The following is a 13,788-nucleotide window of genomic DNA, read 5'->3' as shown; positions in this document are numbered from 1 at the left end:
GAACCATGCGTCATACCCGCTCCGCTGCGCTGAACCTGATGGCCCTCGCCAGTGCCTTGATGATCGGCGGCCTGCTGTTGCTGCTGCTCGGCATCACCGGGGCGTACTTCTTCGACCACAGACTGACGATGGCCGGCATCGTCGCTGCCCATTCGCTGGTCATTCTCGGCCCGACCGCAGTCAAGATCGGCTACGTGATGCGGCTGCTGGCAGAACGCCAGGAACGTCTCTCCGGTTACTCAGCGCAACATATATAAAACTTAAATCTTCAACTACCGCTCCGCTTGTAATTTCACCGCGCCATAGTCCCACATGAGATATGGAAAACCATTCGTCTGCACTTTGCCTCAGCACGAAACTCCATCAACGGAACCTCACTCAGACACAGTGAAGGCTGACTGATCTCTCTCTTTCAGCCGTTTGTGAAAGTGTCTATCCAATTGAGGAGAAAAACACATGGCAAATAACAACCCTGGCAACTTCGCCAATGATCGAGAGAAAGCTTCCGAGGCCGGCCGCAAGGGTGGTCACAACAGCGGCGGCAACTTCGCCAACGACCGCGAAAAAGCCTCCGAAGCAGGTCGCAAGGGTGGCCAGAACAGCCACGGCGGTGGCCGCAGCAGCTGATTGCTGACGGCGTACAAAAACAAGGCAGGCGCCTCGGCGTCTGCCTTGTTTTTTATAGATCCCGATAACTTTCCGACAACTTCCCCGGCATTTAAATCCAGCCTTCAAACTCATCAACTTCGATATTAAACAGATATCAAATGAGCACACCGAAACTGCCGTGCCGACCATATTCTAATTGCACGCCAGACAACTCATCGTTTAACCGATGAAAATACCGCCTGCTGCAGCACCTACCGTTTGTCGATACCATCGGCCGGAACCCTCCAGACGGGAGCAGCCGATGAGTAGTGCATTTTCTGAGCGGATCATCCAGAGCCTGCTGGACACCGACTTCTACAAGCTCACCATGATGCAGGCCGTTCTGCATCACTATCCCAATGCCGAGGTGGAATGGGCTTTCCGCAGCCGCTCAGGGGAAGACCTGCGTCCCTACCTCGACGACATCCGCGAGCAGATCGAAGCACTCGCCGAGCTACAGATGACACCCGAGGAGCTCGCTTATCTGGAGCGCATCCCCTACATGCAGCCGGACTTCATCCGCTTTCTCGGACTGTTTCGTTTCGACCTGCGCTACCTGCGCCTGGATGTAGAAGACGGCGAGCTGGTGATCCATCTGCGCGGCCCCTGGCTGCATGTGATTCTGTTCGAGGTGCCGCTGCTGGCGATCATCAGCGAAGTGCGCAACCGCGCCCGTTACTCACAAGTGAGCCTGACGCAGGCGCGCGACCGGCTCGACGAGAAGCTGGCCTGGCTGCGCAGCCAGGCCGGTGAGCAAGAGCTGACCACCTTCACCCTGGCCGACTTCGGCACACGCCGACGGTTTTCCTTCGCGGTACAGGAAATGGTGGTCGAGCGTCTGCGCTGCGACTTTCCCGGCCGTTTCGTCGGCACCAGCAACGTGCACCTGGCGCGCACGCTGGACGTGAAGCCGATGGGCACCATGGCCCATGAATGGATCATGGCGCATCAGCAGCTCGGCCCACGGCTCATCGACAGTCAAATCGCCGCGCTCGACTGTTGGGTTCGCGAGTACCGGGGCGCGCTGGGTATCGCGCTGACCGACTGCATCACCATGGACGCCTTCATGCGTGACTTCGATCTGTACTTCGCCAAGCTGTTCGATGGTCTGCGCCACGACTCCGGCGATCCTCTGGTCTGGGCTGAAAAAGCCATCGCGCATTATCGGCGACTGGGCATCGACCCGAGGACGCGCCAGCTGATCTTCTCCGACGGCCTGGATTTCGCCAAGGCGCTGCAGATTCATCGTGCACTGGCTGGTCGCAGCAATCCGAGCTTCGGCATCGGCACGGGACTGACTTGCGACATCCCGGGTGTCGAACCCACCAACATGGTCATCAAGATGACCGCGTGCAATGGCCAGCCGGTGGCGAAGATTTCCGACTCACCGGGCAAGACCATGTGCCGTGACGAAGCCTTCGTCGGTTATCTGCGACATGTCTTCGGCCTGGCGTAACGCTGCGCAGCAGCGCAGTGCCCGGCCGTCGCGACGAGTGCGTCGGGCCTAGCTTTCCAGGGCCAGCGCGCGCTCGCGCCGGGGCTTCTCCGACTCCGCTGCGCACAGCCGATTGCGGCCGCCGGTCTTGGCCAGGTACATGCGCCGGTCCGCCAGTTCGAGCAGGTCACGATAGTCATCGACCTGGTCATCGCGGCGCTCGGCAAGGCCGATGCTTGCGGTCAGCGCCAGGCCATCCGGTCGCACGCCCAGCCCCTCGCCAACGATGCGTTCGATGGCCTTGTGGGCCTGCTCCATGTCGGTCTCCGGCATGATCAGAAGAAACTCCTCGCCGCCCCACCGCAACAGGCTGTCGGAGCTGCGCAGTGTCGCTACCAGTCGTCGAGCGGCCTCACGCAGGACCTGATCGCCGGCTTCGTGGCCGTAGTTGTCGTTGATCGACTTGAAGTGATCCAGATCGATGAATGCCAGGGCCAGCGCGGAATCCTTGCGCTGCGCGCTGTCCCACTGCAGGCGCAGGATTTCCTCGCCGCTGCCGCGGGAGAACACTCCAGTGAGCGGATCGCGGATCGCCTGGCGCACCAGCGCGATCATGAACGCTAGCTGGCTCATGCTGGCCAGGCTGGCAACGCCGGCGATGAGAATCAGCAGCCAGAACGCTCCAGCGAACGATGGCCAGTTCAGCGTCGCCCAGCTGAGGTATCCGGCCAGTGCCTGCGCCAGGAGCAACAGGCTCGACAGGACCAGGTTCTCCACCAACGTCAGCGGGAAGATCGTCAGACCTGCCATCAGCACGAAAGGCAGAAAAGCGTAACCGGCACCGACCACCGCGGAGAACTGCGCCAGCTGGTAGCTGCCGAGCAGGGTATGCGACGCGATATAGAAGGCGGTGGGGATGGCAAAGAGGATAGCGATCGCGCGGTAGGCATCCAGGAGATTGCCGCTGGGCCGGTAGAACAAGAGCAGGCCAGTGAAGGCGAGGCAGGCCATCATGCGCAACCCGGCCAGCGCCAGCCAGAGCTTCGGCTCGAATACCATCAGGTCGATCAGGCTCCACAGTGGCGTCAGCACGGCGAAGAGGAAGGCGAACAGCCGCACGCGGTTGACGATCAGCGTCGCGCGGCGCTGACAGAGCAGCACCGGATGGCGCCGGGGGTCGAGCAGATGGCGGAGCTCGCTGGTCCTCAGCTCGCTGGGCAGCAGCGTCGTCAGTCGGTTTCGCAGCAGATCGAGAAGCGATGGCATTTTATTGTTCTGCTCCCATGTCGGGACGATCGTTTGCACGGTGAGCGCAACCCGGCGAATCCAGACGCCAGACTGGCCCTCAGCACCTTTTTCCAAGCAGGCAGTTGCTCATGGCCATGGCATTCCGTCACCCGAGCCACAAGCGCGGCCGATGATAGCAGTTTGATATCTCCGCCTTTTGAGCCAGGACAATAAATGGCGTACGGTCAAACCGCCAGTAAGCCTTTAGTGCGATGCCCTGGGCTACCGACAATCGCCCTTTCGGGCGCTTATGCCAGCGCGGCACAGCCATTAGCGTGAGCAGGTCGCCCTGTTGTCCCGCGACGTATCCAAAAAAAGAACAATAAGGAGATACCTTCGTGCATAGCGCCCTCAAGCCGCTTGCGGCAGCCGTCCTGCTCGGCTGCTCGACTGCCGTCAGCGCCGCCGATAGCGGACCGTTCAGCCAGTTCATCGTATTCGGCGACTCGCTCAGCGATGCCGGCAACTTCCCCGACCTGTTGAGCCCGACCCTGGGAGGCAACCCAACGGGCGGTCTGCGCTTCACCAATCGAACCGGACCGACCTATGGCGCCGGCGAATACATCGGGGAAGTCGGCACCCAGCGACTGGCCAGCATGCTAGGCCTGCAATCGCTTCCTTCCACGCCCCTGCTACCGTCCGTACTGACCGGTAATCCGGACGGCAGCAACTACGCCGTCGGCGGCTACCGGACCGACCAGATCCTCGACTCAATCACCGACACCTCGATCGTATCGGCCGGCGGCACAACTCGTACGCGCCCTGGTTATCTGGTCGAGAACCCCCGGGTGGACCGCAATGCCCTGTACTACATCAACGGAGGCGGCAACGACATCTTCCAGCTGAGCAGCAATCCGGTGACGATGGCGCAGGCCGCGAGCAATCTGGTGGCAGGTGTCGGCGCCCTGCAAATGGCGGGAGCACGCTACATCATCGTCTCCGACCTGCCGGATGTTGGTATCACACCACTGGGGGCCAACTCAGGCCCCGTCGGGGCCGCCACACTTAACGCCCTGAGCGACCAGTTCAACATCGAGCTGGCGAGCCAGCTGCAAGCCCAGGGTGGCAATTACGTGCTGGTCAACAACCGTCTGTTGCTGGCGGAGGTTCGCGCGGACCTGGCCGCTTTCGGCTTCGACCCCAACGTCGCGCAAACTGCAGTCTGCTTCGACCCGGCATCCTCGACGTCGCCGTGTCTACCAGACCCGACCTACAGCCTGGGCGGCACAGCGCCTGATCCGAGCCGCCTGCTATTCAACGACGCGGTCCACCCCACCACCGCGGTTCATCAGATCAGCGCCGACTACCTCTACTCGATTATCTCAGCGCCATGGGAAGTCTCGCTTCTGCCGGAAATGGGCCACTCGGCGCTACGCGCCCACCTGCAACAGCTCGATAGCGAACTGGCCGCCCAGCGAGGCGAGTGGCAGGCAGTCGGTGCCTGGCGCACGTTCGTTCAGGGCGGTTACAACCGACCTGAGTACGACGGTTACGGTGGCGGCGACGGCCACGGCCTGAGCCTGTCGCTGGGTGCTACCCATCGACTGAGCGAAGCCTGGCTTGCCGGCATCAGCCTCGGGCTGGCAGAGAACTCGCTGGAGCTGGGTCGCAGCGACTCCGATTACGACATGCGCAGCTATCTGGCCACGGCCTTCGCCCGCTACGAGCAACACCGCCTGTTCGCCGACTTCAGCCTCAGCGCCGGTTATCTGGACTACCACGACCTGCAACGCACCTTCGCCCTGGGCATCACCGAGCGCGCAGAGAAAGGTGACACCGAGGGCACCGTTTGGGGCGCAGCAGCCAAGGTCGGCTTCAATCTGATGCAGCCAGGCGACCAGATGCAGTTCGGCCCCTTCGTCGGGGCCAGCTATCAAAAGGTCGAAGTGGACGCCTACAGCGAAGAGGGTGCCCGCTCCACTGCATTGAGCTATGACGACCAGGACCTGGACTCGCTGCGCCTGTCGCTCGGGTTGTTCGGCGAGTACGCCTTGAGTGAGAGAACCCGCCTGTTCTGTGAGGTTGCGCGCGAAGTGGAACGCGAGGACGACGACCGGCGCGATCTGCGCATGTCCTTGAACAGCGTGCAGGGCAACAGCTTCGAACTGCCCGGTGCAATGCAGACCGGCGACCAGACGCGTTTCAGCGTCGGCCTGGCGCACCGCCTGTCCCCCGGTCTGGCGCTGCGCGCTAACTACCATTACCGCGGCAACGACAACCGCGACCATGGGGTGGGGCTGTCGTTGGCACTGGATCTGTAAGAAAGGGTCTGGCTGGAAGCGGCCGCCGTCGCGATGCGCGCGGCGGCCAAACGAGGCGGTAATCAGCGCCCGTCGATCTGCCCTTGCAGATTGGCGATCTGCCCCTGCATGGCATTGATGGTGCGGGTGACCTGTGCGCGGAAGGAGTCGAACTCGGCCGTATTGTTGGCGCTCGGTGCCGGGCGATTCTCCAGTTCGCTGCGCAGAACCAGAATGTCCTGCTCGAGACGACTGATCGCCTGGCTCTGGTTGCCGGCCTGCTTCAGCGTCGCGACCTCCTTGCCCAGACCATCGATTCGCGCCGCCAGCTTGGATTGCTCGTCGACTGCAGACTTCAGCGTGGCCTGCTCGCTGCGCAGGGTCTTCACCGTCTCGGCCAGCGTCGCACTGCTGCCCTGCTGGGCCTGCAGATCGGCAGCCAGGCGTTCCATACGCTTACCCTGCTCATCCAGGCGCTGGTCCTGATTGCCCTGCCTGCCCGTCAGGCTCTGCTGCTCGGTGGCGAAGGCCTGTTGCTTGCGTGCGAGCTCCTGCGTCTGTTGCTCGAGCTGCTTGATGCGCAGCTTCACGGCTTCGCTCTCGGTCGTCACGTTGGATTCGGTGGCAACCACTTTGCCGGAGATATCCTGCAAGCGACCAGCGGCGTCCTCGCTGATCCTGGCGAAACTCTCCTGTGTGGCGACCAGCTGCAGTTCCAGCATGGCGATCTGCCGATAACTCCACCAGCCCAGCGCAGCGAGGCTGATCAACAACGCCACGACCATCACCCACAGCGGCGCGGAGCTGGACTTCGCAGCGCCTGCCGGGCGACGCCGTTGGCGCGTACGCGAATCATCGCCGTAGTCATCCGGCGTTCGGCGAATCGGCTCGAGATCCGGCGCCGGATAGGGCTCCACACGGTCACGGCCTGCGGTCAGGCTGGGGATGTTGTCCAGTTCGTCGTGAGCATCGTTGCGCATGGGTTACCTTCGATGGCGCGGTGCGAAAAACAGCGCGCAGTATAACGGTTCGGGGTGAGGCTATCAGCGACTCACGTCTGCCATCCTGGCTGCACCGCAGTGGAGCATCGCGACGGCGGCAACGCGCATCACGGTGCATTGAAAGCCTGGGCCGGTTCGATCACCGACGAGCCACTGGACGCCTTTGCGCAATGGATCGACAGCCTGCACACCTCGCCGGCCGGGGGTTTCGCTTGTCGGTCACACTTCCGCCGAGACGCAGCCAGCAGATTTGGTACGCCGCTTGCTCCGTCATCCTCGCCAGCGGATAGACACTTCCGACAGGGATGTCGGGCCTTAGGGCAATCACGAGGAATACAGCATGGAGCTGAACAAGGCAGTGATCGACTGCATGCGCGCCCTGCGCCGCAGACTGCGCGACGAACAGCAACTGGACATCCATCTCAACCAGCCGGACGCGGTGGTGGCAATGCTCGCAGCGAGCATGCGTTCCAACGACGAACTGACCCGCGAACTCGGCCGTCAGCTCGCGGCCTTCAGCGACCAGCTACCGCCCGCACCGCCGCCGGCACGTCCCGCCAACAGTGGTCCGGCGGTTCGCATCTACCGAGGCCAGCGCGTGCTCGCCTGACTCGCACTTCACTCGACCAGCAGCCAGTCGCTGGCGCAACGCACCAGATGCCGCGTCAGCTCATCGAGCAGTTGTCCGCCGTTACGCCAGTGATGCCAGTACAGCGGCACGTCGATCGGCGGCCCGGACAGCACATCGACCAGTTCACCACGCGCAAGTTCGCCGCGCACCTGCAGCTCAGGCGCCAGCCCCCAGCCCAGGCCGCTTCGCAACATGCACACGAAGCCCTCCGACGAGGGGCACAAATGGTGAATGAACACCTCGCCGCCACCGACCGCCGTCATGTAACGATGCTGCAGCTGATCGTCGGGGCCGAACACCACGGCCGGGACGCGCGCCAGATCCGCGGCGTTCGCATCACGCTGAAAATGCCGCTCGATGAACGCCGGGCTGGCCAGCGCCCGATAGCGCATCGCCCCGAGAAACTGGCTGCGCGCGCCGGCCACCGGCCGCTCGGCAGCACAGACGCAGGCAGCAACCTCGCCCGCGCGCATGCGTTTGAGCCCGACGGCCTGATCTTCCACTACATGATCGAGCAACACCTGATGCTCGGCACAGAACGGCGCCACCGCGCCGGCCCACCAGGTCGCCAGGCTGTCGGCGTTCAGCGCGACGCGCAGGCGCTCCGGCAGACGGTTTTCATCGAGCGCCGGGACCTGCCCCTGCAGGTCGCGCTCGAGCAGGCGTACCTGCTGTACATGGTTGAGCAGGCGCTGGCCCAACTCGGTGGGTCTCGGCGGTGTGTCGCGCAGCAATACCGGCTGGCCGACGCGCGCCTCGAGCAGCTTGATCCGCTGTGATATCGCCGATTGCGACAGGCCCAGCGCCTGCGCGGCGCGTTCGAAGCCGGCCTGCTCCACAACCGCCGCAAGCGCGGCCAGCAATTTGTAGTCGAACATCAGTTTCCCTAATGCTACGTGAGCAAAATTGGCTTCTCTTATAGCTCGTCAATCCGCAGACTCGCCAGCAGAAAACGAACGAGGCGTGCGACATGAGTGCGATCTGGCAGAGCTATATCAACGGACTTCTGGTAGCGGCAGGACTGATCATGGCAATCGGCGCGCAGAATGCCTTCGTGCTAGCCCAGAGCCTGCGCCGCGAGCACCACCTGCCGGTGGCGGCGCTTTGTATCGTCTGCGACGTCCTGTTGGTCAGCGTCGGGGTGTTCGGGCTGGCCGCGGTGCTGGCGAGCAGCCCGCTGTTGCTGGAGATCACCCGCTGGGGCGGTGTGGCCTTTCTGCTCTGGTACGGCACGCTGGCCCTGCGTCGCGCGGCCAGGCCACAGAGCCTGCGCAGCGAAGACGCGCAACCGCGCCCGCTACGCGCGGTATTGCTGGCCGCGTTGGCGGTGACGCTGCTCAATCCGCATGTCTATCTGGATACCGTGGTACTGATCGGTACCCTCGGCGCGCAGCAGCCTGAACCCGGGGCTTATACCCTGGGGGCCGCCAGCGCTTCGACTCTGTGGTTTCTCACCCTTGCGCTGGGCGGCGCATGGCTCGCCCCCTGGCTGGCCCGTCCGCTGACCTGGCGGCTGATCGATCTCGGCGTGGCCGCCATGATGTTCGCCATCGCCGCCCAGCTGGCATTCGCTGCCTGACAGTGCGCGGCATTGCACCGCGCACCTTTTCCCACATCGTACGGAACACCACGCCCGACTATGCGGTCCACGCAAGGCGCAGCCAGTGCTTGGCATCCAAGGTGCCGCGCCGCAACCGCTCTGGAACCAATAGTCCATACAGTTGCCGCGTGGTTTTGCCGCAGGTCGGGTGCTATGATCGCTGGCTCGCAGACATGGAGCGGAAGGCTTCAGTCTGTCTGTTCGGCCGACCGTGAACGGCCAGAGATTGCGCAAGCATGTAGCGAGCGAAGGGAACGACAGAGGCAAGAGCAGGACGCGATGCAGCGCCTGCTCGCCGGCTACGCCGGCAAACCACGTACGTCCCTCCGAGCTGGCCGCATCAATCCTCGACACCTGAGTAGGAGATACATCATGGCTTTCGAATTGCCGCCGCTGCCTTACGAAAAGAACGCCCTCGAGCCGCACATGTCCGCCGAGACGCTCGACTACCATCACGACAAGCACCACGCTGCCTACGTGACCAACCTGAACAACCTGATCCCGGGCACCGAGTTCGAAGGCAAGGATCTGGAATCCATCATCAAGACCTCTTCGGGTGGCATCTTCAACAACGCCGCCCAGGTCTGGAACCACACCTTCTTCTGGAACTGCCTGGCGCCGAACGCCGGTGGCCAGCCGACTGGCGCGCTGGCTGATGCCATCAACGCCTCCTTCGGCTCGTTCGACAAGTTCAAGGAAGAGTTCACCAAGACCGCCATCGGCACCTTCGGCTCCGGCTGGGCCTGGCTGGTGAAGAAGTCCGACGGTAGCCTGGGCCTGGCCAGCACCATCGGTGCCGGCAACCCGATGACCGCTGGCGACAAGCCGCTGCTGACCTGCGACGTCTGGGAACACGCCTACTACATCGACTACCGCAACGCTCGTCCGAAGTTCGTCGAGGCGTTCTGGAACCTGGTCAACTGGGACTTCGTCGCGAAGAACTTCGCCGGCTAAGCGCCTCAGCGCCGTACAGAGAATGCCCGCACCCGTGCGGGCATTTTCATTTAAGGCTTCTGCATCACCTGCCGCTATATGCTTTACGGGCCCGTAAAGCTGCGACCCGACGGATGAATTCGGCACACGGCGGGCCTTCGAGGATAATCCGCACTTGCATGCCGTGTTGTATCGCCCGCACATTCGGTGCTACTGGTTTTCCCGGTGATAACTGCCTCTTTGACGATTGCTCAATGACTATCAATACTTGCGCAACCGAGCACGTGGCACGGAAAAGGACCTTCACTTGAAGCTGGAATTGCGCAATAGCCTGTCGCGGAAGCTCCTACGTATCGTTCTCCTGTCAGCCCTGGCGGTGGGGCTTGTGCTGAGCTGCGCACAGATCATCTTCGGCGCCTACAAGACCCGCCACCTGATCGAGGCCGACGCCCAACGCATCCTGCGCATGACCCGCGACCCGTCCACCCAGGCGATCTACAGCCTCGACCGGGAGATGGGTGCCCAAGTGATGGAGGGCCTGTTTCAGCACGAGTCGATCCGCATGGCCTCGATCGGTCATCCGGACGAAGGCATGCTGGCGCTGAAGATCCGCCCACCGATCAAACTGCCGACACGCTGGCTGACCGACCCGATCCTCGGCCGCGATCAGCAATTCTCGATTCCCCTGGTCGGTAAACCGCCCTACAACGAGTATTACGGCGACCTGCGCATCACCCTGGATACCGCCCAGTACGGCCAGGAATTCATCAGCGACTCGGTGGTGATCTTCATCGTCGGCATACTGCGCGCGCTGACGCTGGGGCTCATTCTCTATCTGATCTACCAGTGGCTGCTGACTCGTCCGCTCACCAAGCTCATCGAGCACCTGGCGCAGATCAACCCGGACCGCCCCGGTGCGCACAAGCTGCCGATGATCAAGGGCCACGAAGCCAATGAGCTCGGCCTCTGGGTGGAAACCGCCAACGGCCTGCTCGCCTCCATCGAGCACAACATGCACCTGCGCCAGCAGGCCGAAAGCAGCCTGCAGCGCATGACTCAATATGATTCGCTGACCGGCCTGCCCAACCGCCAGCAGCTGCAGCGGCAGCTCGACCACATCCTCGACGAGGCAAGGCGCCTGCAACGCCGCATCGCGGTGCTCTGCCTGGGCCTCGACGACTTCAAAGGCATCAATGAACAGTACAGTTACCAGGCCGGCGACCATTTGCTCAAGGCGCTGGCCGACCGACTGCGCGACTCGGGCGGCCGGCTCGGCGCACTGGCGCGACTGGGCGGCGACCAGTTCGTCCTGGTGCTCGGCGGCATCGAACAGCCCTACGAAGCCGCCGAGCTGGCGCAGGAGTTGCTCGACGACCTGGAGAATCCGATCGAGCTCAACGGCCATCTGATCCGCCTGCGCGCCACCATCGGCATCACTCTTTACCCCGAAGACGGCGACAGCACCGAGAAGCTCCTGCAGAAGGCGGAGCAGACCATGACCCTGGCCAAGAGCCGCTCGCGCAACCGCTACCAGTTCTATGTCGCCAGTATCGACAGCGAGATGCGTGCACGCCGGGAGCTGGAGAAGGACCTCAGCGAGGCGCTCAAGCGGGATGAGTTCCACCTGGTCTACCAGCCACAGGTGGACTATCAGCAGAACCGCATCATCGGCGTCGAGGCGCTGATCCGCTGGAAGCACCCCCAGGGCAAGCTGGTTCCGCCGGATCTGTTCATTCCACTCGCCGAGCAGAACGGCAGCATCATCGAGATCGGCAGATGGGTACTGGACCAGGCGTGCAGCCAGCTGCGCCATTGGCATGCGCTGGGCTACACCGGCCTGCGCGTGGCGGTGAACCTCTCGACCGTGCAGCTGCGTCACCCGCAGCTGCCGGAGATGATCGGCGAGCTGCTGCAGGCCCATCAGCTGCCAGCCGAAACCCTCGAGTTGGAGGTGACCGAAACCGGACTGATGGAAGACATCGAAGCCGCGGCACACAACCTGCACAGCCTGCGGCGCTCCGGAGCGCTCATCGCCATCGACGACTTCGGCACCGGGTATTCCTCGCTCAGTTATCTCAAGAGCCTGCCGCTGGACAAGATCAAGATTGACAAGAGCTTCGTCCAGGACATCGGCCAGGACGAAGGCGCCACCATCGTTCGGGCAATCATCCAGCTCGGCAAGAGCCTCGGCATGACAGTCATCGCCGAGGGGGTCGAAACCCCGGAGCAGGAGGCCTATCTGATCGCCGAGGGCTGCCAGGAAGGTCAGGGGTACTACTACAGCAAGCCATTGCCTGCGCGCGACCTGGAGTTGCTCCTGCGCCAGTCACAACCCTTCGATCGGGCCGCCAATTCCGAGTTGCGCTAAGCGCAGAAGAAACGGCTTGTGCGAACGGCGGCGCGCTCACCAGGGAGGCCTGCATCCGCTAAAAGCCTTGTGAACAAGGGAGGCGAAGTCCGGGACAACGGCAAAGCGCTGCGAAGGGCCGAATGTATGCGACGCAGCCGCCGGAGCGGTACGCCTTACCAGCCGTCCACACCCAGCTGTGAGGCCAGCCATAGAGCTCCGGCCAGGCACATCAGCACCCCACCCGCGGCCTGCCAGTAGAAGCGTCGAGCGAGGACCTCCTCGCCATGACTGGACAGGACGAACGGCAGCGCCTCCTGCGGACGACTCAGCTGGTGCCGTTCCGGGACTGCGCTGTGCTGGCGGTGCTGGTCTTCCGCTTCGAGCGTTGCGGCCAGTTGCACCCGGCGCCATTCCTGCTCGTCGAGCACGCCGTCGGCATTACTGTCGAAACGCTGCAACAGACCGGCGAAATCGCCCTTCCAGTGACGGATAACCTCTCGTCGGGCCGCGTCGAGATCAAGCCCCTGGCGCCCACCACCACTGGTGCGAAAGTCGCCGATGGCATACAGCGGTTCACCTTCATGCAGGCGCTCCTCGGTATAGCGATAGCGCTTGCTGCCAGCGAACAGGCTCAGCCAGCCGCTCGGCGCAGTGCCGCGCGGGTGGCGCAGATCGCCGGTCCAGACCCTGCGAAAGGCCGGATGGACCTCCGCACCGCGCGGATCGATCAGGCATTCGCCGGTGGCATCGGCCAGACGCAGCCAGGCATCGCTGACACCTCGCTCGACCACGCGCCAGCTGCTGCGCTTACCGTTGGAGCGGTACTCCTCGATACGGTAGCGCCACCATAGGCACTGCTCACCCGTCAGCGGCGCCACCGGCTGCGGCACCGCCAGTTCGCGCAGGATGCCAACCAGCTCGACATAACCCTGGGCAGCCGAGCGGATGCGCGAGGTTGGCGTGTCGAGCAGATGGCGAGCACGTGCCCACCGCCCAATGCTTAACCCTGCACCACCGACGGCGAGGGCACCGGCTGCGACAAGGCTGAAGACCTGAGCGAAATCCATTTAGCCAAACAGCGCCTTCAGATTCACATCGGCCTTCTCTGCCTCGCTGAACTGCAGCAGAGCCGCCTCCTTGAAGCCGAACAGACGCGCAAGGATGACGTCGGGAAACTGTTCGATGCGCACGTTGTTCAGATTGACCGCTTCGTTATAAAGCTCGCGCCGATCGGCAATGCCGCTCTCCAGTCCACTGATGCGCTGCTGCAAGTGGCGAAAGCTCTCGTCGGCCTTGAGCTGCGGATAGTTCTCGGCCAGCGCGAATAGCCGCCCGAGCCCAGCGCGCAGCCCGGTCTCGGCCTGCCCCAGTGCACCGACATCACCCTGCTCACGCGCACTGGAAACGGCATTGCGAGCGCTGATCACCTGCTCCAGCGTGCTGCGCTCGTGCTGCATGTACTGCCGACAGGTCTCCACCAGCTTGGGCAGTTCCTCGTGGCGCTGACGCAGCAGCACATCGATGTTGGCCCAGGCCTTACCGACTCCATGTTTGAGGCGGACCAGCCCGTTATAGAGAGTCACCGCATACGCAGCGATAAGGAACAGGATTACCAGCACAGCCACTACGCCAAGGCTCATCGTCGCGTCTCCGGGGATAGATA

Annotated in this window: 13 protein-coding genes; 8 read left to right on the top strand and 5 right to left on the bottom strand. The window is 63.1% G+C overall.

The features are described from left to right. Positions 1-5 precede the first annotated feature (5 nt). The 3 genes from ACX1DW_RS22750 to pncB all read left to right on the top strand — a co-directional run bounded on the left by ACX1DW_RS22750 (position 6) and on the right by pncB (position 2,104). A complete protein-coding gene (locus ACX1DW_RS22750) occupies positions 6-257 on the top strand; it encodes a hypothetical protein (RefSeq protein ID WP_063540049.1) in 252 nt (83 codons plus the stop codon). A 199-nt stretch (positions 258-456) separates the two neighbouring features. Next, a complete protein-coding gene (locus ACX1DW_RS22745; protein WP_003290130.1) occupies positions 457-627 on the top strand; it encodes a con-10 family general stress protein in 171 nt (56 codons plus the stop codon). Positions 628-910: 283 nt separating this feature from the next. Then, positions 911-2,104, top strand: a complete 1,194-nt coding sequence (gene pncB / locus ACX1DW_RS22740; RefSeq protein ID WP_458992450.1) for a nicotinate phosphoribosyltransferase — start codon at positions 911-913, stop codon at positions 2,102-2,104. 48 nt (positions 2,105-2,152) lie between these two features. Here the strand turns inward: pncB and ACX1DW_RS22735 are convergent, their stop codons facing one another. Continuing rightward, the gene (locus tag ACX1DW_RS22735) at positions 2,153-3,349 is read right to left on the bottom strand and encodes a GGDEF domain-containing protein (RefSeq protein WP_458992449.1); all 1,197 of its coding nucleotides are present in this window, start codon (positions 3,347-3,349) and stop codon (positions 2,153-2,155) included. Between the two features lie 359 nt (positions 3,350-3,708). Between ACX1DW_RS22735 and ACX1DW_RS22730 the strand changes: the two genes are divergently transcribed. Further along, a complete protein-coding gene (locus ACX1DW_RS22730; RefSeq protein ID WP_458992448.1) occupies positions 3,709-5,631 on the top strand; it encodes an autotransporter domain-containing protein in 1,923 nt (640 codons plus the stop codon). 62 nt (positions 5,632-5,693) lie between these two features. On the opposite strand, the gene ACX1DW_RS22725 is transcribed toward ACX1DW_RS22730, so the two are convergent. Then, a complete protein-coding gene (locus ACX1DW_RS22725) occupies positions 5,694-6,590 on the bottom strand; it encodes an ATPase (protein ID WP_458992447.1) in 897 nt (298 codons plus the stop codon). A gap of 361 nt (positions 6,591-6,951) precedes the next feature. Here ACX1DW_RS22725 and ACX1DW_RS22720 point away from each other — a divergent pair, with 361 nt between their 5' ends. After that, the gene (locus ACX1DW_RS22720; RefSeq protein WP_278473207.1) at positions 6,952-7,221 is read left to right on the top strand and encodes a hypothetical protein; all 270 of its coding nucleotides are present in this window, start codon (positions 6,952-6,954) and stop codon (positions 7,219-7,221) included. Positions 7,222-7,229: 8 nt separating this feature from the next. Here the strand turns inward: ACX1DW_RS22720 and ACX1DW_RS22715 are convergent, their stop codons facing one another. Further along, entirely contained in the window at positions 7,230-8,120 is an 891-nt protein-coding gene (locus tag ACX1DW_RS22715) for a LysR family transcriptional regulator ArgP (RefSeq protein ID WP_270053050.1), read from the bottom strand. A gap of 92 nt (positions 8,121-8,212) precedes the next feature. Here ACX1DW_RS22715 and ACX1DW_RS22710 point away from each other — a divergent pair, with 92 nt between their 5' ends. The 3 genes from ACX1DW_RS22710 to ACX1DW_RS22700 all read left to right on the top strand — a co-directional run bounded on the left by ACX1DW_RS22710 (position 8,213) and on the right by ACX1DW_RS22700 (position 12,143). Next, positions 8,213-8,821: a LysE/ArgO family amino acid transporter gene (locus ACX1DW_RS22710; protein ID WP_102839780.1), complete on the top strand. Its 609-nt coding sequence runs from the start codon at positions 8,213-8,215 to the stop codon at positions 8,819-8,821. Between the two features lie 393 nt (positions 8,822-9,214). Beyond that, a complete protein-coding gene (locus ACX1DW_RS22705; protein WP_003299885.1) occupies positions 9,215-9,796 on the top strand; it encodes a superoxide dismutase in 582 nt (193 codons plus the stop codon). Positions 9,797-10,082: 286 nt separating this feature from the next. After that, positions 10,083-12,143, top strand: coding sequence for a putative bifunctional diguanylate cyclase/phosphodiesterase (locus ACX1DW_RS22700; protein WP_133456347.1), 2,061 nt, complete (start codon positions 10,083-10,085; stop codon positions 12,141-12,143). Between the two features lie 155 nt (positions 12,144-12,298). Here the strand turns inward: ACX1DW_RS22700 and ACX1DW_RS22695 are convergent, their stop codons facing one another. Further along, a complete protein-coding gene (locus ACX1DW_RS22695; protein ID WP_458992446.1) occupies positions 12,299-13,192 on the bottom strand; it encodes a GIDE domain-containing protein in 894 nt (297 codons plus the stop codon). Continuing rightward, positions 13,193-13,765, bottom strand: a complete 573-nt coding sequence (locus ACX1DW_RS22690; protein WP_110776138.1) for a LemA family protein — start codon at positions 13,763-13,765, stop codon at positions 13,193-13,195. Positions 13,766-13,788: the final 23 nt, after the last annotated feature.

The sequence above is a fragment of the Stutzerimonas sp. KH-1 genome (assembly GCF_054483855.1).
The sequence above is the reverse complement of the archived record's forward strand: the minus strand, read 5'-3'. Positions and strand labels throughout refer to the sequence as shown.